Genomic DNA, 22,143 nt, shown 5'->3' with positions numbered 1-22,143 from the left:
GTCAGCCCCCCCGCCGCAGTTCGATGCAGGTGCACCAGGCCGCCTGGGCCTTGCTCGGGCGAATGTCGCTCCAGCCGACCAGCTCGACACGGCTCACGCCATCGATGTGCAACTGCGCGTCGATCCCGGAGCGGGCGACCTCGACGCCAAGGCGTCGACGCGGATTGACCCAGGCCTGGAGGCGACGCCGGCACTCGCTGAGGATCGCCTCGAACTCCGGGCCATTGTCGGCCATGTGCAGCACCGCCTCGACGCGGTACGGCAACACCTCGGCGCTGCGCACATTGACCCGGTCGGCGACCGGGCGAATATCGTCGTCGTTGAGGTAGGCGTTTACCTGCGCCAGCAGCTCGGGGCTGGCCACACCGTCGCTGTCCAGGCTCAGCACAGTGACATCCACCACCGCCGGCGACGGACTCTCGGCGGTCGCGTCGGCGACCCGCCCCGAAGCGTTGCGGGCATGGAGGATGTAGCTGTTGCGCGGGCCGGCGGTGGTCAGGCCTTCGTAGACCAGTTGCACCCGTTCGCGCAGGGCGTCGTCGGACTCGAGCACCGCCTCGGTCGGTGGAATCGTGCTTGGGTCCGCGGCCTGGATCACCAGGCGTTGCAGGCTGACGTTGGCCGCCAGCTGGTCGAGATCGCTGCCTTGTGCATAGGCCAGCAACAGCGCCTTGGCCGCGTCATTGACCCGTGCCCGGTTGAGCAGCTTGCGGTAGGCACCGACTTCGAGCAGCTTGGTCACCGGGTCGCTTTCCAGGTTGGCGGTCCAGCCGTCGCCCAGCTGGGAGCGGAAGCTGGCCAGGTCTTCCTGGTACAACGCCTCGAAATCGAGGTCCTCAAGCAATTGCGGGGCAGGCAGTTTCGATAGGTCGACCTGGCTCATACAGTCACCTCCACCAGGGCGTCATCCCCCAGGTAACGACCGCTCAGGGCCAGGCTGACCTGGCCATCAAGTACGGCGACGACCTTGACCCGCTCCAGCTTCAGCCGCGGCTCCCAACGCCCCAGGGCTCGGGCCACCTCGGCCTGCACCGCACTCTTCCAGCCTTCGTTGACCGGCAGGTCGACGTAGCGGCGCAGCTGGCTGCCGTACTCCGGGCGCATGCGCCGGCTGCCCAGCGGCGTGGTGAGGATGTCCTCGATGGATTGACGCAGGTGGGCCACGCCCGACAGGGGCTGGCCGGTGCGGCGGTCCATACCGATCATGGGGCACCTCCTGGAATTGAGGCTCCAGGTAGCCTGTTCGGATAGCGCATGGTTATCACCTGGCAGGCAGGAAAGGGTTGCCCGGACAAGCCGGGCAGCCGTTTCAGGAGACGAAGTCGTAGGTCAGGGCGACGGCCGCCGTGGCGTTGTTGGCGACGGTCCACAGGCCGTAACCCGCCGGGATGAACAGCTGATAAGGCAGGGTGTACTGCGAATCGATGCCGCCGTTGATCCCGCCCATGATCGCGTGGACGCTCATGTCACCGAGGTAGGCCGGCGCCTTCGGGCCGGTGTACAGGTTGAGGATGCCGCCGCCGGTGCACAGGGTGGCGGTGCGCAGGTACACGCCATCCTTGTTATCCGCGGCGCTGAAGACCTGGCTGACGGCGGTTGGGTGGGCGTTGAAGAAATGCTTGCCTACTTTTACTGCTTCCATGTTGCTTTACCTTTTGAGTCGAAATGATGGGTCGCGGCACACGCCGCGTTCATGTCGCTCAATGGCGATCTTGCTGGGCTCAAGGCCGTAGTTCAATGTTTGTGGTTGGCGGTGTTTCCCGCCGTATCAATGATCCGGCCACCGCCGTTGATATCGCCGCTGACCGTCAGCGGACCGTTGATGGCAACTTTGCCGGTCAGTGTGATCGATGCGGCGTCGAGGGTGATGGCGTTGTCGCTGACCACCAGGGTGCTGGCGCCGACCTTGACCGTGGCCTGGCCGCTGGGCAGCTGGATGTCATAGCGTCTGGCCTGCCAGTCGTAGGCCAGCGAGCCGCCATCGTCGAAGCGCCAGACCTCGACATGGTCGCGGTTGTCCGGCGCCGTCCCGGCATTGCCGTACAACCCCGGAACGAAGGTGCCCAGGGCCGGCTCGCCGCTGGGGCTGATCAGCACGCCCTGCTCGTCCAGGCTCGGCACCCGCCAGTGGCGGGCCTTGCCGGCCGCCTGGGCATGCCAGCGCACCCAGGCGCTGGTCCAGCCGCCGCCGTCGGACACCCGCACCCGGGCCGCGGCCAGGTCCACCGCTACCACCCGGCAGGGGATCACCAGGCTGGCCAGCATGCGATCGTGCATGGCACTGGCGTAGCTCATGCCAGGTCCTCCGGTGACAGGTACTTGTCCTGGTTGCCTGGCCCGGTGTCCGGGGCGAAGCCCAGCATCAGGCTGCCCGGCGGCTGGTCGGGCCAGGGCCAATGGACATTCCCCAGCAGGACCGGTTGTTCCCATTGCACCCGCCAGGTGGTGCCCTCGGCCTCGGCGAGGATGTCCCGTGCGCCCTCGACGTAATCAAGCCCCCAGGACTGCTGGCGCAGCACATCGATCAGCTGCGCCGCCAGCACGCCGGCCTGCGTTCGTGCCTGCGCGGGGGTGCCCTGGGCGGTGACGCGGGCCTCGAAGGTCGCCATCAGCAATGAGCGACCGTCACGCAGCGCCTCGTCGCCGCGCATGCGCAACACGCCATGCACCAAGGCCGGCAGGGCTGGCTCGAGCGTGGCGTCGCCCTCCGTGGCGACCGTGGCGAAGGCCGGCAACGCCGCCCGCAGGGTGGAGGTGACGGCCGCGTACAACTGGGCCAATTCGCTCATGATTGTGCTCCTTGAATGCGGGTACGACCTGTCATGAGGGCCTCTCCTACCGGATCGATTGAACGGGAGCCGGGCCCTGCGGCCCGTCCTGATCGCTCGTCGGCACGTTGTCGAGGCCCGTGGCCTTCATGTGGTTCAAGGTCGCGCAACGCGAGCACTTGATCTGGACCAGCGCCGACCCGCCGATGCGGGCCAGCAAGCGGTTGCATTTACCGCAGCGAAAATCGTTGAACATCCGCCTATCTTCCTTGTTGCCACGTTCATTCTTCGTCCTGGCGCACAGTTGCTGGCTGCTCGCCCAATCCCAGTCGCCGAGCGGCCCAGCGCTCGTAAAGGCCGATGGCCACGTCGGCGCCGGCCATGGCGGTAAGGCAGCCGAAGGCGCTGGCACTCCAGATCGACATGCCGCTGGCGTACAGCAGCATGACCGTCGACACCCCGCAGACCATGCAGGCCCCGGAGCGCAGCGCCAGCCGCCTGAGCAGCCCCCAGCCGCGGGCACCGGCCTTGTCGGCGCGCCACATCTCGCCGGAAAGTCCGCCCAGCAATGCCAGGAGGATCACCAGCCAGAGCGGCATCTCCAGCAACGTCTGTTGCTCGTTCGTCACGTTCCTGTCTCCTGTGTGTTGCCCGCCGGCGACAGGCCGGCGGATCGTGATTGGCTTGACTCGGCATTCCAAAAAGCCCGCTCCGCAGGCTTTTCAGTAATGCGCGGTGTAACCGCCGGCCACGACTGGTGACGCCGTGCGGTTGCGCTTCAAATTAGTGACTCCGACCGCGGCCGCCTGCCCGCCGGATAACTGATCGTGGTGCTTTACGCTGCACACCCGGGCCAGTTGCCAACCCTCTGAACAGTCGAGGCCTGTTCATCGCTGCCTGTATCTCAACCGGTTTGCGTCCGGCTTGGGATACATTTTATGCATTCATGCATATGCAGTCAATGCACAAATTCAAAAATTTATGCATCAGCTCTTGCTCCTATGCATGGAGGCCTGATCTGACGTGGGTGTAGGGGGTTTCTGAGGGCGAAAAAAACCCGCCGAGGCGGGTTTTTATCGAGGGCTGGGGATCAACGGGCGTACATGCCCCACCAGAAGACGTGGCCAAGAAGGCTGATCTGTTCTTCCTGCATCTGCTGGAAGCTGTAGTCCTCGTCGGGGTGCTCGTCGCGGTTGAAGCTGCGCAGGCGAATCCCGGTAGGCAGGCGGTACACCTGTTTCACCCGCAGCTGGCCATTGTGATTGATGGCATAAAGGTCACCGTCGATGATGTCGCCGATGGTGCTTTTACCGGTATTGACCCCGACCGTGGCGCCATCGCGCAGCACCGGCAGCATGCTGTTGCCGCGTACCGTCACGCACTTGGCGTTGTCGAACTGCACGCCATTGTGGCGCAGGCTGCGTTTGCCGAAGCGCAAGCGAGCGTTCTCGCTTTCCTCGATGACGAATCTTCCTGATCCTGCTGCCAACTCGACCTCACGAAGAAAAGGAACGGACACCTCGTCGTCCTCGACGGGGGTTTCATCGTCCCACAGGCTGATATCGCTCAGGGCCGCATGGCCCTGGGCGAGCGGGGCCGCGTCACGGGACTCGCCCAGTTCGACACGGCCGCGCAACTGGTCGGTGCTCACGCCGAAGTACTCGGCGATCTTCGAGACGTGCTTGTCCGAAGGATCGACGATCTTCTCGCTGAGGATCCGCGACAGGGTGGATTGAGGCACGCCCGTGCGCCGATGCAGCTCTGTGGGGGACAGGCCGTGGCGGGCGAGCAGTTCTCTGAGTACGGAGGCTACGTTGCGTTTTTGCATAATGCGCATAATGCAACCGCGAAAGCGGAAATGCAATGGCCAGGCAATAGGAAAAGACCGGTTGTCCCCTCTCCCAGGCCATTGCTATCGTCGCCCTTTTCTCACCAAGGATCGCAAAACGGCATGGACCTTTCGCCTCGGCGCCGCTGGCCCACCTATTTGTATCTCGGATTGTGCATTGCCTTGATGGCTGCCCTGAACTTCCAGGAATGGCCTTCACGCGAACGGCCACAGCGAGTCTTTAGCCGAGGTTTCGTGATGATCTGTGTGTTGGTCGTCGTTCTGGAACTGATCCTCCTCAACCAACTGTTTGGCCACCCGGTCTGACGCCCAGCACGAACAGCCTGCTCAGCTGAATCGGTCGGATACGATGCCGAGCACCCACGCTTGCAACGTGACGAGGCGCAAAAGAATCCATGCCAGGTAGCACGACAGCTAGCGCGCTACTTGCCATCATCATGTTCTGTGGCTCAATAAAATACTGAGGCTATACGATTGCACTCATCTAGACCCCGTAGCGCATCAGCTACTTAAGCCCGTATTTCTTTTGAAGAATAAAATCAGGCGCTCTCCAGTGTGGACCTTTTTCAGGCAACGCCTGCCCGTGCTCACGCAGCTTGCCCTCACGCACCAGCCGTTGGTACGTGCTTATCAACTCACCACTCGCGACAACGTCAAAGTGATATTTGACATACATCCGATCGATAGCAGGGTAAGGAGTTCTCAGCGAGAAGTACAATAAAACATCTTCTACACTTTCATTTTTAACAATACTTTCAAAATCCAACATTACTGACCTCCAGCCCCCTTGAAATATGCCTCTTCAGCCTCTGCGGTATAGAGAGGTTGTGTCCTTTCATTAATTTTGTAATCTTCCAGTGTTGCCGTATGAGTATTATTCCAAACCTCAGCCAGATTGTCAGGACGCTCGCCATCTTTAACACCCAGTGCCCTATAGCGCTCCAGCTCCCTGAGCTCATGAGTATAAAAACGTTTATCCGTATCAGAAATTTTCAACGTCCCTTTCAGGATTCGTTCCAACCGGTCAATCATGACTGTATTATCAGGTGACTCGCCGAAGCGTGCAGTATGCAATTTCACAGCCGACACACCCGCCTGATCAATCACTGCCGAGCGCCAATCAAGATCAAGAATCGGTCCTCCCGCTTTCTCTGTATTAAAGGCCCGACCACTGTATCGCCCTTTCGCGTTGGTCTCACCATACGGATTGCTGAACATCACATAAACCGCAGGCAAGCCCGCGTCAGCAGGGAAGGTTATGATCAGGTCACTGACGTCGGGCAAGATGCCTGGGTAGACTTCAGGCTTGATCACTTGCGGTTTCAGTTCCACCCCATTGTAAACGGGGACAGGCGGTGGCACTGCCGGCGTACTACTACTCGAGGAGTGATTTCCTGGAGGGGTCGACGGTGTCCAGGTCAGCGTGATAGCGGGCCGGTCATGGGCTCGACTTGGCAACACCGCTGTATAAAGGCCTGATTTAGGGTCAAATGCCGCCGATCGCACAGGGACACTTTTTGACACGTTCATGCCGTCGGCTTTAGCAACCGAAACACCGACATGACCATCATTTAGAATTCGGTTTATCAAGCGCCATGGCAGCTCGACACTGCCTTGGGATGCAGCAATCTGCTGCAGGTTGGTACCTGCGGCTAGTCCAAGCTGATCAGCATTCACGCCCAAAGCGAATCGAAACCGCTCGGGTATACGGTCCTGTTTTTCACTGGCGGTAGGCGTGGAATAGGTAACCAAGGTCAGGAAGGTTGCGATAGAGGCTCCTGGCCCTGCTAGCGCCAGCCGCCCTAGAGCGGAAACCGCATCCGCGATACCTTGACGCAACACAGTAGCTGTTTGCGCAACGGGGATCGTACCCAAGCCCGGCAAGGTAACAGCGGGAACACCATTTGCCGTCAAGCGGTAGGTGCTATGATCAAATGGTTGAAGAACCGTTTGCTCAGCCAGCCTTTTAATTTCCGCTTTGACATTCGCAAGATGCTTGTCTAACAGCGAAAGCGCATGTTTATAAAGCCTGGCATCGTAGAACGCTTCATACGAACGTTCCCAGTTTAACTCGTTGAATTTATAGTCCAGCGCATCACGCCAACGAAAACCTGGCTGAGTACGGATCGGATTGAAAACCGTTGGATCCTGCCCATTGTAATTCATCGCCAATGCAAATTTCGCATTGTGCTGCACAGCTGTTTCCGCAATCACTCTTTCCAGCGAAGCCCTAACAGCCTGAAGCCCTTCAACCGATGCACCGTGCTCAGTTAAATTGCCGGATCTGATCCTTGCAACTTCATCATTGGTATTTTTCGCAATTTTCTCCTCCCGGCCAGGGTACTCATCCGCAATAGTTTTTCGTGTTTTTTCTTCCCTCTTGTTCGCAGCAGAAAGCATCCGTTGTTCCTCGATATGAGTGAACTCGTGATTCCTACCCCGACCAATTGGACCAGTCAATACACCATTAGGGTCCGAGGGTGGTCGTGCCTCGACAATGCTATCGGGAAGTTCAATTGTCATCCAAAGCTATCCATGAAAGTAATCTCCATTTAAGTAGTTCGCCGCCTTCAGCGGCAGGCGACTACATTCGTCAGCTGCTTGGTGCTCCAGCAAGGAACACAGGTTTGCAGCCAAAATACTGTACATGCATACAGTATTTTTGGCAAGCGCCGCTTTCTTGCAACGCTATTACACTTTATTATTTTGCTTAAACATCCATTAATTTCGCCGAAAATTAGCGAAAACAGCCTAATTTATCACAGCGTCATGCGTATTTTAGCTGGGCAGTGAAGCGCCTGATCTCGCTCTCGAAGAACAGGGTCTTAGGACTGCGCCCCCCCCGATCTACAACCGCATTTGTGGTACCCTGCTGCCCGTCGAACGGGGGGCGAGGCAAAAGGTCGTCAATGCCCCAATCCAGCCCCATGCCACGCGCAGAAAGCCATAGCCTATTGATGAATAAAGCAATCTCCGATCTCTCCGCACACACCCCGATGATGCAGCAGTACTGGAAGCTGAAGAACCAGCACCCGGACCAGCTGATGTTCTACCGCATGGGCGATTTCTACGAGATCTTCTACGAAGATGCGAAGAAAGCCGCGAAACTGCTGGATATCACCCTGACCGCCCGCGGGCAGTCGGCGGGCCAGTCGATTCCCATGTGCGGGATTCCGTTCCACTCGCTGGAAGGCTACCTGGCCAAGCTGGTCAAGCTCGGCGAATCGGTGGTGATCTGCGAGCAGATCGGCGACCCGGCCACCAGCAAGGGCCCGGTGGAGCGCCAGGTGGTGCGCATCATCACCCCGGGCACGATCAGCGACGAGGCCTTGCTCGACGAGCGCCGCGACAACCTGATCGCCGCCCTGCTCGGTGACGAGCGCCTGTTCGGCCTGGCGGTGCTGGACATCACCAGCGGCAACTTCAGCGTGCAGGAGATCAAGGGCTGGGAGAACCTGCTGGCCGAGCTCGAGCGCATCAACCCGGTGGAACTGCTGATCCCCGACGACTGGCCGCAGGGCCTGCCGGCCGAGAAGCGCCCCGGTGCCCGCCGTCGCGCACCGTGGGACTTCGACCGCGACACGGCGCGCAAGAGCCTCTGCCAGCAGTTCGCCACCCAGGACCTCAAGGGCTTTGGCTGCGACAAGCTGACCTTGGCCATCGGCGCCGCCGGCTGCCTGCTGACCTACGCCAAGGAAACCCAGCGCACCGCCCTACCGCACCTGCGCAGCCTGCGCCACGAGCGCATGGACGACACGGTCATCCTCGATGCCGCCAGCCGCCGCAACCTGGAGCTGGACATCAACCTGGCCGGTGGCCGCGACAACACCCTGCAATCGGTCATCGACCGTTGCCAGACCGCCATGGCCAGCCGCCTGCTGACCCGCTGGCTGAACCGTCCGCTGCGCGACCTGAAGGTGCTCAAGGCCCGCCAGGACTCGATCCGCTGCCTGCTCGACGGCTACCGTTTCGAGAAGCTGCAGCCGCAGCTCAAGGAAATCGGTGACATCGAGCGGATCCTCGCGCGGATCGGCCTGCGCAACGCCCGCCCCCGTGACCTGGCGCGCCTGCGCGACGCCCTCGGCGCCCTGCCCGAGCTGCAGAACGCCATGGCCGAGTTGGAGGCGCCGCACTTGGCACGCCTGGCCGCGATCACCGGCACCTACCCGGAGCTGGCCGGCCTGCTGGAACGGGCGATCATCGACAACCCGCCGGCGGTGATCCGCGACGGTGGCGTGCTCAAGACCGGTTACGACAGCGAGCTGGACGAGCTGCTGGCGATCAGCGAGAACGCCGGCCAGTTCCTCATCGACCTGGAAGCCCGCGAGAAGGCCCGCACGGGCCTGGCCAACCTCAAGGTCGGCTACAACCGCGTGCACGGCTACTTCATCGAGCTGCCGACCAAGCAGGCCGAGCAGGCGCCGGTCGACTACATCCGCCGGCAGACGCTCAAAGGGGCCGAACGCTTCATCACCCCCGAGCTCAAGGCGTTCGAGGACAAGGCGCTGTCGGCCAAGAGCCGCGCCCTGGCCCGCGAGAAGATGCTCTACGACGCCCTGCTCGAAACCCTGATCGAGCACCTGGCGCCACTGCAGGACAGCGCCGCCGCCCTGGCCGAGCTGGATGTGCTGAGCAACCTGGCCGAGCGCGCCCTGAACCTGGACCTGAACTGCCCAAGCTTCGTCGACGAGCCATGCCTGCGCATCGAGCAGGGCCGTCACCCGGTGGTCGAGCAGGTGCTGACCACGCCGTTCGTGGCCAACGACCTGGGCCTGGACAACAGCACGCGCATGCTGATCATCACCGGCCCGAACATGGGCGGTAAGTCCACCTACATGCGCCAGACCGCCCTGATCGTGCTGATGGCCCATATCGGCAGCTTCGTCCCGGCCGCCGCCTGCGAACTGTCACCGGTCGACCGCATCTTCACCCGTATCGGCTCCAGCGACGACCTGGCCGGCGGACGTTCGACCTTCATGGTCGAGATGAGCGAGACCGCCAACATCCTGCACAACGCCACCGACCGCAGCCTGGTGCTGATGGACGAAGTCGGCCGCGGCACCAGTACCTTCGATGGCCTGTCGCTGGCCTGGGCCGCCGCCGAGCGCCTGGCCCAGCTGCGCGCCTACACGCTGTTCGCCACCCACTACTTCGAACTGACCGTGCTGCCGGACAGCGAACCGCTGGTGGCCAACGTGCACCTGAACGCCACCGAGCACAACGAACGCATCGTGTTCCTGCACCACGTCCTGCCGGGCCCGGCGAGCCAGAGCTACGGCCTGGCCGTGGCGCAACTGGCGGGCGTGCCGGCGGCGGTGATCCAGCGCGCCCGCGAGCACCTCGGCCGGCTGGAGACCGCCAGCCTGCCCCACGAGGCGCCGGTCACGCCAACGCGCGACAACATGCCTCACGTGCCGCACCAGAGCGACCTGTTCGCCAGCCTGCCACACCCGGCCATCGAGAAGCTGGGCAAGCTGGACCTGGACGACATGACGCCGCGCCAAGCTATCGAAATGCTATATCAACTGAAAAACCTGTTATAACGGCCCACCGCGCAAGCTGGTAGAATCCGGCGCGGTTTGCGAGCACTGCAGGTTATTAGCCTGGCCTGCAGCCAGCACCGTGAACCGCGCTGCCCTGGTAAGGAAGGGCAAGCTGCCGTCGCCTGAGGAGAGAATTAGAAATGACCTTCGTCGTCACCGACAACTGCATCAAATGCAAGTACACCGACTGCGTGGAAGTCTGTCCGGTGGACTGCTTCTACGAAGGCCCGAACTTCCTGGTGATTCACCCGGACGAGTGCATCGACTGTGCGCTGTGCGAGCCGGAGTGCCCGGCCCAGGCGATTTTCTCGGAAGACGAAGTGCCGTCCGGCATGGAGAACTTCATCGAGTTGAACGCCGAGCTGGCGGAGATCTGGCCGAACATCACCGAGAAGAAAGACGCCCTGCCGGACGCCGAAGAGTGGGATGGCAAGACGGGCAAGATTGCCGACCTGGAGCGCTGATCGCGCCCAGTTGCGAAAAAGGCCCGAAAGGGCCTTTTTTCATTTCCGACGGGCAAAAAAAAGGGGCGGTTTGACCCGCCCACATTTTTTCCGTAGTCCCTGTATGTCCCAATCATCATCCTGATGAATCGCGTCCCGCGATGTCCCTGGCCGTCATCCTTGAAGGCCTGTGTCTGTCCCTTGACACAGTTCGAATACTAGCGATTCCCCGGTACGGAACAAGCGACGAATATCTCAGGATGATTCAGGCGACACATCTTTTGATATTTAGAAAGTTCATATATTTCATATAGTTAGAAAAAGTACGCCACTGGAAACGACATTGATTTACTGATCCCTACAGCGATCACTTACATGACGAGTAAGCGAATGCTTACACGCGATGCTACGAGGGTGGAGAAATAAATACTTTGGGGGGCTGTCAGGAGCAGGCTATGAGATTGGAGCCGAGGACGCCTTCGCGGGACAAGCCCGCTCCTACAGGTTTTGCGTCCAGCTCCAGAACGTTGGAACCTTGTAGCGTGGGAGCGGGCTTGCCCCGCGATGGCGTCAGATCAGCCAATGAGATTGTCGCCTGCGCCAGAACGCAAACGCCCCGAACACGTCGGGGCGTTTGCCTGGTACACGTCAGTGACTACTGGAACAGCGACTCGCTGGACAGGCCGTTCTTCTCGAGAATCTCTCGCAGGCGCTTGAGGCCTTCGACCTGGATCTGCCGCACACGCTCGCGGGTAAGGCCGATCTCCAGGCCGACATCCTCGAGGGTGCTGCTTTCATGCCCACGCAGGCCGAAACGCCGCACCACCACCTCGCGTTGCTTGTCGGTCAGCTCGCCCAGCCACTGGTCGATGCTCTGCGACAGGTCGTCGTCCTGCAGCAGTTCGCACGGATCGGTGGGGCGGTCGTCGGTGAGCGTGTCGAGCAGCGTCTTGTCCGAGTCAGGGCCGAGCGAGACATCCACCGAGGACACCCGCTCGTTCAGGCCGAGCATGCGCTTGACCTCGGCCACCGGCTTCTCCAACAGGCTGGCGATTTCTTCCGGCGACGGCTCGTGGTCGAGTTTTTGCGTCAGCTCGCGGGCAGCGCGCAGGTAGACGTTGAGCTCCTTGACCACGTGGATGGGCAGGCGAATGGTGCGGGTCTGGTTCATGATCGCCCGCTCGATGGTCTGGCGGATCCACCAGGTCGCGTAGGTCGAGAAGCGGAAGCCCCGCTCGGGGTCGAATTTCTCCACCGCACGGATCAGGCCCAGGTTGCCTTCCTCGATCAGGTCGAGCAACGACAGGCCACGATTGACGTAACGGCGGGCGATCTTGACCACCAGGCGCAGGTTGCTTTCGATCATGCGCTTGCGACCAGCCGGGTCGCCTTTTTGCGACAGGCGCGCGAAATGCACTTCTTCCTCTGGCGAAAGCAGGGGTGAGAAGCCGATTTCATTGAGATACAGTTGAGTGGCATCAAGTGCGCGACTGTAGTCGATGTACTTGTGCTGCTTGAGCGACGCGCCCTGTTTCGACTTGGTCCGAACCGAAGGTACAGCAGGTTCGTCTGACACCACATCCGTTTCCAAAACGATGCCTGTCTCCATGAGAAGGAGGTCATCGTCGATGTCAAACTCCGGCACTTCTTTACTGAGAGCCATTGTTATAGTCCTTTGCTGAGTTCGAACTCAGACTCGAGCGTCACCCTTCCATGGCAGCGCTGGAGCCTGTCCCCTCTACATCCAAGGAACAGGCCGGGACAATGATCAACGGCGTGGCAGGAACTGGAGAGGATCGACGGGTTTGCCCTGGCGGCGAATCTCGAAATGCAGCTTCACCCGATCAGTGCCCGTGGACCCCATTTCTGCGATCGTCTGCCCTGCCTTGACCTGCTGCCCCTCCCGAACCAAAAGCCTGCGGTTGTGACCGTAGGCACTGACGTAGGTATCGCTGTGTTTGATGATGATGAGCTCGCCATAGCCCCTCAAGCCACTGCCGGCGTAGACCACCGCTCCATCAGACGCAGCAAAAACAGGCTGTCCCAAATCACCGGCGATATCAATGCCTTTATTCAAACTACCGTTTGAAGCGAATTTACCAATCAGCACGCCGTTCGCCGGCCACGTCCAACCGCCGACGGCGCGCTCTGCGGCGGGCACCTGGGCAACCGTTTGCGAGGTGGTGGAAGAGGCAGTAGTGGCACTTTTGCCATTACCGGTCGCTGGCGTCGTGGTCGCGACCGGTCGGCGGATGACGGTGGTCTTGCTCGACGAAGAAGGGCTGCTGACAACCGTGGTGCTACCCCCCGCGCCGCTGCTGAAACGAATCGGCTGACCCGGGCGAATGGTGTAGGGGGCGGGAATGTTGTTGCGCGCCGCCAGCTCCTTGTAGTCCCAGCCATAGCGGAAGGCGATGGAGAACAGCGTGTCACCGGGCTTGACGATGTACTGCCCCGAAGTGACGGTCGGGCGCTTGGGCGCGGCGTTGTTGCGGTCGACCACGCGGGCGCCGTTGGAGCTGGTGCTGGAACAGCCAGCCAGCAGGGTGCCCATGGCCAGCGCAATCACCAGAAGCTTCAATACCGACCGTTCCTTGCGCTGCCGCATGCCTGTGTGACCCACCCGCGCTCCCCTCATGCTGTCAAATAATGACGATACAAAATGCAATATTGTTTCAATTATAACCGAGCCACCCTGCCAGGGGTGACTCGCAATTGGCCTGATCGGTGTACGAAAAACGCCACGCCAGATAGACAGGGGCCAGGCGCAAGAATTCGTCGCCGGCGCAAATATTCCGTTGCGCCGCTCAGGCCAGCGGGCCGTTGAGCAGGGGCACGAAGCGCACGGCCCCGAGCACCCGGCGTGAGAAGCCATGTTCTTCGCGCACGATCAGCATCAGTTGCTGGGTCTCCCCCGCTGGCCCGACCGGGATCACCATGCGCCCACCCGGCGCCAGTTGGTCGAGCAGTGCCTGGGGCACCTCGGGTGCAACCGCGGTGACGATGATGCCGTTGTACGGCGCCAGCGCCGGCCAACCTTCGCAGCCGTCGCCCCAGCGGAACACCACGTTGCGCAGGTTGAGCTCGACCAGGCGCTCCTTGGCCCGGTCCTGCAGGACCTTGATCCGCTCCACCGAAAACACCCGTTCCACCAGTTGGGCCAGGATCGCCGTCTGGTAGCCCGAGCCGGTGCCGATCTCCAGCACCTTGTCCAGGGGCCCGGCCTCCAGCAACAGCTCGCTCATGTGGGCGACCATGAACGGCTGGGAGATCGTCTGGTTGTGGCCGATCGGCAGCGCCGTGTCCTCGTAGGCTCGATGGGCCAGGGCTTCATCGACGAACAGATGGCGCGGGGTACGGCGAATGGCCTCGAGCACCTTGGCGTTCGACACGCCTTCTTCGCAGAGACGCTGGATCAGCCGCTCCCGGGTACGCTGGGAGGTCATGCCGATGCCGCGACGCTGCAGATCGTCCTGTTCGCGCATCAGAGCACGCCCTCCAGCCAGCCGTCGAAGCGCTCGAAGGCATCATTGAAGGTGCGGTCCAGCTGCAACGGCGTGATCGACACGTAGCCTTGCATCACCGCATGGAAATCGGTGCCCGGCCCGCCGTCCTCGGCATCGCCGGCCACGGCGATCCAGTAGCCTTCCTTGCCCCGCGGGTTGACCACCTTGGTCGGCGCCGCGGCACGTGCCCGGTGCCCCAGGCGGGTGAGCTGGATACCGCGGATGTGCTCCAGCGGCAGGTTGGGGATGTTGACATTGAGCACGGTGCGCGGCGGCAGCTCCAGGCGCGACTGCGCCTCGACCAGGCGCCGGGCGATATAGGCGGCGGTCGGCAGATTGTCGGGCAGGCGCGACAAGAGCGAAAACGCCAGCGAGGTGCCGCCGAGGAAACGCCCTTCCAGCGCGGCGGCGACCGTGCCGGAATACAGCACATCATCCCCCAGGTTGGCGCCCAGGTTGATACCGGACACCACCATGTCGGGGGTTTCCGGCAGCAGGCCGTTGAGCCCCAGGTGCACGCAGTCGGTGGGCGTGCCGTTGAGGCTGATGAAGCCGTTGGCCAGGGTCTGCGGGTGCAGTGGCCGGTCGAGCGTCAGCGAACTGCCGGCGCCGCTCTTGTCTTGATCCGGGGCAATCACCACGCACTCGGCGTAATCAACCAACGCTTCATGCAGCGCGGCGATGCCGGGTGCGGTAACACCGTCGTCATTCGAAATCAGAATACGCATGGGCTGTCCGTCTGCCCTGCCGGCACCAGATCGACGAGTTCGCGCACCACCACGGTGGCGAAGCATCCGGCCGGAAGGACGAATTCCAGTTGCAGGATATCAGGCTCGGGATAATGCCACGACAGACGCCCAATAGGGAGCCGCAGGATGCGCCGTTCGTGATCCATGCCCGCTCGCGCCAGCCATTGGCACAACGCCGGATGGCGGTCGGCGACCTCGCTCTCGAGCACCTGGGTCGCGCCGGCGCAGGGCGATTGCCCCTCGCCCCACAGCGGGCCGGTGGGGTGCAGGTCGAGAATGGCCAGGCGCGGGTCGCTGCACTCGGCCTCCCCCGCCGGGAAGAAACTGCGGCTGTCGGTGAACGCCAGCAAGTCGCCGACCTGGGCGCGCTGCCAGCTGCCATCGGCCACCCGAGCCGCCAGCACCTGGTTGAACAGGTAGCTGCGCCCGGCCGACAGCAGCCGCGAGCGCACGTTGCGCTGCTCGGGCAGCGCCTGGCGGGCGGCCCAGTCCTGGGCGTCGTGCACGTTGCCGCCGGCATGGCCGAAGCGCTGGCTGCCGAAGTAGTTGGGCACGCCCTGCTGCTTGAGTTGTTCAAGACGGGCATCGAGGGCCTGGTGGTCGGCCTGCAGCGCGGTCAGGCGCAGGGTGAAGCCATTGGCCGAATGCGCGCCACGCTGCAGCTTGCGCTGGTGGCGCACCTGCTTGAGCACCCGCAGGGTGTCGTCCTCGGCGCGGGACAGGTCGGGGTCGGCCTTACCCGGCAGATGCAGGCTGAACCACTGGCGGGTCAGGGCGTGGCGGTCCTTGAGACCGGCATAGCTGATGGCGCGCACCGGCACGCCGGCGGCGCGGGCCAGGCGGCGGGCCGCCTCCTCGGTGTTGAGGTCACGCTTCTCGACCCACAGCCACAGGTGCTCGCCCTGGCCGGACAGCGGGATATCGAGGACTTCATCGACCTGGAAGTCTTCGGCCACCGCCTTGAGCACCGCAGTGCCCAAGGCTTCGCCCGAGGCCCGTGGGCCCAGCAGTTCGAGTTCGGTCATGCTGGCAGCAGCAGGGCGACCGCGTGCACGGCGATGCCCTCCTCGCGGCCGGTGAAGCCCAGCTTTTCTTCGGTGGTGGCCTTGACGTTGACCTGGTCGAGTTCGACCTGCAGGTCTGCGGCGATCTGCTGGCGCATAGTCTCGATATGCGGGGCCATCTTCGGCGCCTGGGCGACGATGGTGGCGTCGACGTTGCCGACCTTCCAGCCCTTGTCGCGCACGACGGCGACCACGTGGCGCAGCAGCACGCGGCTGTCGGCGCCCTTGAACTGCGGGTCGGTGTCGGGGAAATGCTTGCCGATGTCGCCCAGCGCCGCAGCGCCGAGCAGGGCATCGCTCAGGGCGTGCAGCAGCACATCACCGTCGGAATGGGCCAGCAGGCCGAACTTGTGGGGGATACGCACCCCGCCCAAGGTAATGAAATCACCGTCGCAGAAACGGTGGACATCGTAGCCGTGGCCAATACGCATAGAAAAACGCCCTGATTGAGTCAGGGCGTGATTCTACCTGCTTTCATGCAGTATTGGGCCGCTCAGCCATCGACCTTTAAACCCTGCCCAACGCCACCGCATGATGACGCAGGTGTTCCTCGATGAAGCTGGCGATGAAGTAGTAGCTGTGGTCATAGCCCGGCTGCAGGCGCAGGGTCAGCGCATGGCCACCCTTGCGCGCTGCCTGCTCCAAAGCTTGCGGCTTGAGCTGCTTGTCGAGGAAGTCATCGCGATCGCCCTGGTCCACCAGTAACGCCGGGCACTGCCCGGCCTCGGCCAGCAGCACGCTGGCGTCCCACTCGCGCCAGCGCGCACGGTCCTCGCCCAGGTAGCGGGAAAACGCCTTCTCGCCCCAGGGGCAATCCATCGGGTTGCTGATCGGCGAGAACGCCGACACCGAACGGTAGCGCCCGGGGTTGCGCAGGGCGCAGACCAGCGCGCCGTGTCCGCCCATCGAGTGACCGCTGATGCTGCGCTGGTCGGACGCCGGGAAGTGCGCCTCGATCAGGGCCGGCAACTCCTCCACCACGTAGTCGTGCATCCGGTAATGCTGGGCCCAGGGCTGCTGGGTGGCATTGAGGTAGAACCCTGCGCCCAGGCCGAAGTCCCAGGCACCATCCGGATCGCCCGGCACCTGCTCGCCACGCGGACTGGTATCCGGGGCGACGATGATCAGCCCGAGCTCCGCGGCCAGGCGCTGGGCACCGGCCTTCTGCATGAAGTTCTCGTCGGTACAGGTCAGGCCACTGAGCCAGTACAGCACCGGCAGCTTCTCGCCCTGCTCGGCCTGGGGCGGCAGGTAGACGGCGAACACCATGTCGCAGCCGAGCACCTTGGAGCTGTGCCGGTAACGCTTGTGCCAGCCGCCGAAGCTCTTCTGGCAGGAGAGGTTTTCCAGGGTCATGGCGAGGCCCTCAGAAGTGGATCACGCTGCGGATGCTCTTGCCTTCGTGCATCAGGTCGAAGGCCTTGTTGATGTCCTCCAGGCCCATGGTGTGGGTGATGAAGGTGTCCAGCGGGATCTCGCCCTTCTCGGACATCTCGACGTAGCTCGGCAGCTCGCTGCGCCCCCGCACGCCACCGAAGGCCGAACCGCGCCAGACGCGGCCGGTGACCAGCTGGAACGGACGGGTGGCGATCTCCTGGCCGGCACCGGCCACGCCGATGATCACCGATTCGCCCCAGCCCTTGTGGCAGCACTCCAGCGCCGCGCGCATCAGCTGCACGTTGCCGATGCACTCGAAGGAGAAATCGACGCCGCCGTCGGTGAGGTCGACGATCACTTCCTGGATCGGGCGGTCGTAGTCTTTCGGGTTGATGCAGTCGGTGGCGCCCAACTGGCGGGCGATCTCGAACTTGGCCGGGTTGATGTCGATGGCGATGATGCGCGAAGCCTTGGCCTTGACCGCGCCGATCACTGCCGACAGGCCAATGCCACCGAGGCCGAAGATGGCCACGGTGTCACCCGGCTTGACCTTGGCGGTGTTGAGTACCGCGCCGATACCGGTGGTCACGCCGCAACCGAGCAGGCAGACCTTCTCCAGCGGGGCTTCCTTCTGGATCTTGGCCACGGAGATTTCCGGCAGCACGGTGTACTCGGAGAAGGTCGAGGTGCCCATGTAGTGGAACAGCTGCTGACCCTTGTAGCTGAAGCGGGTGGTGCCGTCGGGCATCAGGCCTTTGCCCTGGGTGGCGCGAATGGCCTGGCACAGGTTGGTCTTGCCCGACAGGCAGAATTTGCACTTGCCGCATTCCGGGGTGTACAGCGGGATCACATGGTCGCCGACCGCCACCGAGGTGACGCCCTCGCCTACTGCTTCGACAATCGCACCACCCTCATGGCCGAGGATCGACGGGAAAATGCCTTCCGGGTCGGCGCCGGACAGGGTGTAGGCGTCGGTGTGGCAGACACCCGAGGCGACGACACGCAGCAGCACTTCACCGGCCTTGGGCATGGCCACGTCCACTTCGACGATTTCCAGGGGTTTCTTGGCCTCGAAGGCGACGGCGGCGCGGGACTTGATCATCAAAGGTCTCCAGAAAAGGGGGCGGTTACTGGCTGGCAGTGTAATTCACAGCCTTTTGATGAATAATCCAGGCATTCACAAAACATTATTGCCATGCAGGGATAATCCATGAGCAGTCGCTGGGAGGGCATCGACGAGTTCGTCGCGGTGGCCGAATCGGGCCGGTTCACCGCCGCCGCCGAACGCCTGGGGGTGTCGTCCTCGCACATCAGCCGTCAGATCGCCCGACTCGAAGAACGCCTGCAGACGCGGCTGCTGTACCGCAGCACCCGGCGGGTGACCCTGAGCGAAGCCGGGCAGACCTTTCTCCAGCACTGCCAGCGCCTGCAGGATGGCCGCGAGGAGGCGCTGCGGGCCATGGGCGACCTGGCCAGCGAACCCAAGGGCCTGCTGCGCATGACCTGCGCGGTGGCCTATGGCGAACGCTTCATCGTGCCGCTGGTGACGCGCTTCATGGCGCAGTACCCACAGTTGCGGGTCGACGTGGAGCTGAGCAACCGCACCCTCGACCTGTTGCATGAAGGCATGGACCTGGCGATTCGCCTGGGGCGCCTGCAGGATTCGCGGCTGGTGGCCACGCGCCTGGCGCCGCGGCGCATGTACCTGTGCGCATCGCCAGCCTACCTGGAGCGCTATGGGCGGCCGCACAGCCTGTCGGAGCTGGCGCGGCACAACTGCCTGGTGGGTAGTTCGGACCTGTGGGCGCTGCAGCAGGAGGGGCGCGAGATCAGCCAGCGGGTGCAGGGCAACTGGCGCTGCAACAGCGGCCAAGCGGTGCTGGATGCGGCGCTGCAAGGCATGGGGTTGTGCCAGTTGCCGGACTACTACGTGCTTGAGCATTTGCACAGCGGGGCACTGGTGTCGTTGCTGGAAGGGCATCAGCCGCCGAATACGGCGGTGTGGGCGTTGTATCCGCAGCAGCGGCATCTGTCACCGAAGGTGCGCAGGTTGGTCGATTACCTGAAGGAAGGGTTGGCGCAGTTGCCGGAATATAGCAGCCCCCCCCTGTAGGAGATCGCCCAGCCCTTCGGGCTACGCTGTCGAGCAGGGAACAGAGTTCCAGCGTGGGAGCGGCGGTGCGCCGATGCGACTTGCCCCGCGATCACCGGCGTAGCCGGTGCCAAACGCCGCATCGCGGGGCAAGCCCGCTCCCACGCCGCCCGCATCAGCAGCGCCTATTTCAGCGTCGCCCGGCCCAGCGCTGGCGCAACCATTCCAGGTCTTCCGGCCGGGTCACCTTGATGTTGTCGCTGCGCCCTTCGACCAGGCGCGGCGCATAACCGGCCCATTCGATGGCCGACGACTCGTCGGTAACCGCCACATCGGACACCAGGCACTCGGCCAGCGCCCGATGCAACATGCCCAGGCGGAACATCTGCGGGGTATAGGCCTGCCAGACAGTACTGCGATCGACCGTGGCCGCCACCCTGCCCTCGCCGTCGGCACGCTTGAGCGTGTCCCGGGCGGGAACGGCGAGCAATCCACCGACGGGATCTTCAGCCAGGGCTGACAGCAACTTGTCCAGATCGCTGCGCGCCAGGTTCGGCCGCGCGGCGTCGTGCACCAGCACCCAATCGTCATCCGATGCGCCCTGGGCGTGCAGCAGCAACAGCGCGTTGAGCACCGAGTCGGCGCGCTCACGGCCGCCCGGGGCGCGCTGGATGCGCGGATCGCTGGCGCAGCGCAGGCCGGGCCAGTAAGGGTCTTGTTCAGCCACGCTGACCACCACGCCCTTGAGCATGGGATGGTCGAGGAAACAGTCGAGACTGTGCTCGAGAATCGTCTGCCCGCCCAGTTGCAGGTACTGCTTGGGACGGTCGGCAGCCATGCGGGCACCGACGCCCGCAGCGGGAATCACGGCCCAGAAGGCCGGCAGTTCATTTGTCATTTCTGCGGCAACTGGTAGAGGGTTTCGCCCTCCTTGACCATCCCCAGTTCATGACGAGCCCGTTCTTCCACGGTCTCCATACCTTTCTTCAACTCCAGGACTTCAGCGTCGAGCACGCGATTGCGCTCCAGCAGGCGCTCGTTTTCCGCATGCTGGTCGGCGATCTGCTGCTTGAGTTCGGTCACTTGCGCCAGGCTGCCATTGCCTACCCAAAGGCGATATTGCAGGCCGCCGAGCAGCAGGAGCAGGACGAGGAACAACCAATAGGGACTGCGCATGAAGATATCCAGGGTAAAAAAGGCCGCCGCAGCGAGCTTCCGATAGCACGAAGCCTGGCCGAGGCCAGGCTTCGTCGACAGAAACCCGTGGAAACGACCGAACGATCAGTGCGAACGTTCAGCCGGCCCCGGCTGCTGCCTTTTTACCATCTCTTGCTCAGCCGCGAAACTCGGCACGGCCGCGATATACAGCCTTGGCGCCCAGTTGCTCTTCGATGCGCAGCAGTTGGTTGTACTTGCTGACGCGGTCGGAACGGCACAGCGAACCGGTCTTGATCTGGCCGGCGGCGGTACCCACGGCCAGGTCGGCGATGGTCGAGTCCTCGGTTTCACCGGAACGGTGCGAGATCACCGCGGTGTAGCCGGCGGCCTTGGCCATCTGGATGGCTTCCAGGGTCTCGGTCAGCGAGCCGATCTGGTTGAACTTGATCAGGATCGAGTTGCCGATGCCCTTCTCGATGCCTTCCTTGAGGATCTTGGTGTTGGTCACGAACAGGTCGTCGCCGACCAGTTGCACCTTGGCACCGATCTTGTCGGTCAGGATCTTCCAGCCAGCCCAGTCGGACTCGTCCAGGCCATCTTCGATCGAGATGATCGGGAAGCGCTCGGTCAGGCCCTTCAGGTAGTCGGCGAAACCTTCGGCATCGAACGACTTGCCTTCGCCGGACAGGTTGTACTTGCCGTCTTCATAGAACTCGGAAGCCGCGCAGTCCAGGGCCAGGGTCACGTCGGTGCCCAGCTTGTAGCCGGCCTTCTCGACGGCTTCGGCAATGGCTGCCAGGGCGTCTTCGTTGGAAGCCAGGTTCGGCGCGAAGCCGCCTTCGTCACCGACGGCGGTGTTCAGGCCACGGGCCTTCAGCACGGCCTTGAGGTGGTGGAAGATCTCGGTGCCCATGCGCAGGCCGTCGGAGAAGGTCTTGGCGCCAACCGGCTGCACCATGAACTCCTGGATGTCGACGTTGTTGTCGGCGTGCTCGCCGCCGTTGATGATGTTCATCATCGGCACCGGCATGGAGTACTGGCCCGGGGTGCCATTGAGGTTGGCGATGTGGGCGTACAGCGGCAGGTCCAGGTCCTGGGCGGCGGCCTTGGCGGCGGCCAGGGACACGGCCAGGATGGCGTTGGCGCCCAGCTTGGCCTTGTTCTCGGTACCGTCCAGCTCGATCATGGCGCGGTCCAGGGCTTTCTGGTCGGCCGGGTCCTTGCCCAGCAGCAGGTCGCGGATCGGGCCGTTGATGTTGCCGACGGCCTTCAGCACGCCCTTGCCCAGGTAACGGCTCTTGTCGCCATCACGCAGCTCCAGCGCTTCGCGCGAGCCAGTGGAGGCACCCGACGGCGCGCAGGCGCTGCCGATGATGCCGTTGTCGAGCAGTACATCGGCTTCCACGGTGGGGTTGCCACGCGAATCGAGAACTTCACGACCTTTGATGTCGACGATCTTTGCCATTGTTGTAAGCACTCCAGAATTGACGAAAACAACGCAGCTTTTGGGAATTCTTGCCGTTCACCAGGCGACATGGCACGGGCAGGCCTGGCGAAGGGAGCCCCTGACCGACAGGTCAGGGGTGGAACGGGC

Annotated in this window: 25 protein-coding genes; 4 read left to right on the top strand and 21 right to left on the bottom strand. The window is 62.9% G+C overall.

What is annotated here, in order from left to right:
• Window position 1: 1 nt before the first annotated feature.
• From HU751_RS09165 to HU751_RS09130, 8 genes are all read right to left on the bottom strand, one after another.
• Window positions 2-883 (bottom strand): baseplate assembly protein, encoded by an 882-nt coding sequence (locus tag HU751_RS09165; RefSeq protein WP_186734211.1) that lies wholly within the window; start codon window positions 881-883, stop codon window positions 2-4.
• On the bottom strand, window positions 880-1,206 hold the full coding sequence (locus HU751_RS09160) for a GPW/gp25 family protein (RefSeq protein WP_028690641.1): 327 nt from the start codon (window positions 1,204-1,206) through the stop codon (window positions 880-882). The genes HU751_RS09165 and HU751_RS09160 overlap by 4 nt, the downstream gene beginning before the upstream one ends.
• A gap of 103 nt (window positions 1,207-1,309) precedes the next feature.
• Window positions 1,310-1,642 carry a hypothetical protein gene (locus HU751_RS09155; RefSeq protein WP_050704437.1) on the bottom strand — a complete coding sequence of 111 codons (333 nt, stop codon included), beginning with the start codon at window positions 1,640-1,642 and terminating at the stop codon, window positions 1,310-1,312.
• Between the two features lie 92 nt (window positions 1,643-1,734).
• Entirely contained in the window at window positions 1,735-2,295 is a 561-nt protein-coding gene (locus HU751_RS09150) for a phage baseplate assembly protein V (protein ID WP_186734212.1), read from the bottom strand.
• Window positions 2,292-2,789: a hypothetical protein gene (locus tag HU751_RS09145; RefSeq protein ID WP_186734213.1), complete on the bottom strand. Its 498-nt coding sequence runs from the start codon at window positions 2,787-2,789 to the stop codon at window positions 2,292-2,294. The genes HU751_RS09150 and HU751_RS09145 overlap by 4 nt, the downstream gene beginning before the upstream one ends.
• 46 nt (window positions 2,790-2,835) lie before the next feature.
• On the bottom strand, window positions 2,836-3,024 hold the full coding sequence (locus tag HU751_RS09140) for a Com family DNA-binding transcriptional regulator (protein WP_186734214.1): 189 nt from the start codon (window positions 3,022-3,024) through the stop codon (window positions 2,836-2,838).
• 25 nt (window positions 3,025-3,049) lie between these two features.
• A complete protein-coding gene (locus tag HU751_RS09135; RefSeq protein WP_186734215.1) occupies window positions 3,050-3,397 on the bottom strand; it encodes a phage holin family protein in 348 nt (115 codons plus the stop codon).
• Between the two features lie 461 nt (window positions 3,398-3,858).
• Complete coding sequence (locus HU751_RS09130) at window positions 3,859-4,605, bottom strand: LexA family transcriptional regulator (protein WP_082337656.1); 747 nt, start codon at window positions 4,603-4,605, stop codon at window positions 3,859-3,861.
• Window positions 4,606-4,719: 114 nt separating this feature from the next.
• On the opposite strand from HU751_RS09130, the gene HU751_RS09125 reads away from it, so the two are divergent.
• Complete coding sequence (locus tag HU751_RS09125; protein ID WP_186734247.1) at window positions 4,720-4,923, top strand: hypothetical protein; 204 nt, start codon at window positions 4,720-4,722, stop codon at window positions 4,921-4,923.
• A gap of 199 nt (window positions 4,924-5,122) precedes the next feature.
• Here the strand turns inward: HU751_RS09125 and HU751_RS09120 are convergent, their stop codons facing one another.
• Window positions 5,123-5,386 (bottom strand): immunity protein, encoded by a 264-nt coding sequence (locus tag HU751_RS09120; protein WP_186734216.1) that lies wholly within the window; start codon window positions 5,384-5,386, stop codon window positions 5,123-5,125.
• The gene (locus HU751_RS09115) at window positions 5,386-7,140 is read right to left on the bottom strand and encodes an S-type pyocin domain-containing protein (protein WP_202892803.1); all 1,755 of its coding nucleotides are present in this window, start codon (window positions 7,138-7,140) and stop codon (window positions 5,386-5,388) included. The genes HU751_RS09120 and HU751_RS09115 overlap by 1 nt, the downstream gene beginning before the upstream one ends.
• 446 nt (window positions 7,141-7,586) lie before the next feature.
• On the opposite strand from HU751_RS09115, the gene mutS reads away from it, so the two are divergent.
• Both mutS and fdxA read left to right on the top strand, forming a co-directional pair.
• Complete coding sequence (gene mutS, locus HU751_RS09110; protein WP_186734246.1) at window positions 7,587-10,160, top strand: DNA mismatch repair protein MutS; 2,574 nt, start codon at window positions 7,587-7,589, stop codon at window positions 10,158-10,160.
• A 140-nt stretch (window positions 10,161-10,300) separates the two neighbouring features.
• Window positions 10,301-10,624, top strand: a complete 324-nt coding sequence (gene fdxA / locus HU751_RS09105; RefSeq protein WP_050704429.1) for a ferredoxin FdxA — start codon at window positions 10,301-10,303, stop codon at window positions 10,622-10,624.
• 634 nt (window positions 10,625-11,258) lie between these two features.
• Here the strand turns inward: fdxA and rpoS are convergent.
• From rpoS to HU751_RS09065, 8 genes are all read right to left on the bottom strand, one after another.
• Window positions 11,259-12,266, bottom strand: coding sequence for an RNA polymerase sigma factor RpoS (gene rpoS, locus HU751_RS09100; RefSeq protein WP_011535249.1), 1,008 nt, complete (start codon window positions 12,264-12,266; stop codon window positions 11,259-11,261).
• Between the two features lie 105 nt (window positions 12,267-12,371).
• Window positions 12,372-13,226: a peptidoglycan DD-metalloendopeptidase family protein gene (locus HU751_RS09095; RefSeq protein ID WP_186734217.1), complete on the bottom strand. Its 855-nt coding sequence runs from the start codon at window positions 13,224-13,226 to the stop codon at window positions 12,372-12,374.
• 184 nt (window positions 13,227-13,410) lie between these two features.
• Window positions 13,411-14,049, bottom strand: a complete 639-nt coding sequence (locus tag HU751_RS09090; RefSeq protein WP_186714697.1) for a protein-L-isoaspartate(D-aspartate) O-methyltransferase — start codon at window positions 14,047-14,049, stop codon at window positions 13,411-13,413.
• A 38-nt stretch (window positions 14,050-14,087) separates the two neighbouring features.
• Window positions 14,088-14,837 carry a 5'/3'-nucleotidase SurE gene (gene surE / locus HU751_RS09085; protein ID WP_186714664.1) on the bottom strand — a complete coding sequence of 250 codons (750 nt, stop codon included), beginning with the start codon at window positions 14,835-14,837 and terminating at the stop codon, window positions 14,088-14,090.
• Window positions 14,825-15,883, bottom strand: a complete 1,059-nt coding sequence (gene truD, locus HU751_RS09080; protein ID WP_186734218.1) for a tRNA pseudouridine(13) synthase TruD — start codon at window positions 15,881-15,883, stop codon at window positions 14,825-14,827. Before truD ends, surE begins: the two co-directional genes overlap by 13 nt.
• Window positions 15,880-16,353, bottom strand: coding sequence for a 2-C-methyl-D-erythritol 2,4-cyclodiphosphate synthase (gene ispF / locus HU751_RS09075; RefSeq protein WP_028690655.1), 474 nt, complete (start codon window positions 16,351-16,353; stop codon window positions 15,880-15,882). The genes truD and ispF overlap by 4 nt, the downstream gene beginning before the upstream one ends.
• Window positions 16,354-16,429: 76 nt before the next feature.
• Entirely contained in the window at window positions 16,430-17,278 is an 849-nt protein-coding gene (gene fghA / locus HU751_RS09070) for an S-formylglutathione hydrolase (RefSeq protein ID WP_186734219.1), read from the bottom strand.
• Between the two features lie 10 nt (window positions 17,279-17,288).
• The gene (locus HU751_RS09065; protein ID WP_016712915.1) at window positions 17,289-18,401 is read right to left on the bottom strand and encodes an S-(hydroxymethyl)glutathione dehydrogenase/class III alcohol dehydrogenase; all 1,113 of its coding nucleotides are present in this window, start codon (window positions 18,399-18,401) and stop codon (window positions 17,289-17,291) included.
• 108 nt (window positions 18,402-18,509) lie between these two features.
• Between HU751_RS09065 and HU751_RS09060 the strand changes: the two genes are divergently transcribed.
• Entirely contained in the window at window positions 18,510-19,412 is a 903-nt protein-coding gene (locus HU751_RS09060) for a LysR substrate-binding domain-containing protein (RefSeq protein ID WP_186734220.1), read from the top strand.
• A 169-nt stretch (window positions 19,413-19,581) separates the two neighbouring features.
• On the opposite strand, the gene ispD is transcribed toward HU751_RS09060, so the two are convergent.
• The 3 genes from ispD to eno all read right to left on the bottom strand — a co-directional run bounded on the left by ispD (window position 19,582) and on the right by eno (window position 22,014).
• On the bottom strand, window positions 19,582-20,289 hold the full coding sequence (gene ispD, locus HU751_RS09055; protein ID WP_186734221.1) for a 2-C-methyl-D-erythritol 4-phosphate cytidylyltransferase: 708 nt from the start codon (window positions 20,287-20,289) through the stop codon (window positions 19,582-19,584).
• Entirely contained in the window at window positions 20,286-20,567 is a 282-nt protein-coding gene (gene ftsB, locus HU751_RS09050) for a cell division protein FtsB (protein ID WP_011535259.1), read from the bottom strand. Before ftsB ends, ispD begins: the two co-directional genes overlap by 4 nt.
• Before the next feature lie 157 nt (window positions 20,568-20,724).
• Entirely contained in the window at window positions 20,725-22,014 is a 1,290-nt protein-coding gene (eno, locus tag HU751_RS09045) for a phosphopyruvate hydratase (RefSeq protein WP_050704422.1), read from the bottom strand.
• Window positions 22,015-22,143 lie beyond the last annotated feature (129 nt).

It is taken from the genome of Pseudomonas peradeniyensis (genome assembly GCF_014268935.2).
In the GTDB taxonomy this organism is placed as follows: Bacteria; Pseudomonadota; Gammaproteobacteria; order Pseudomonadales; family Pseudomonadaceae; genus Aquipseudomonas; species Aquipseudomonas peradeniyensis.
This window is presented reverse-complemented; position numbering and strand designations above follow the sequence as displayed.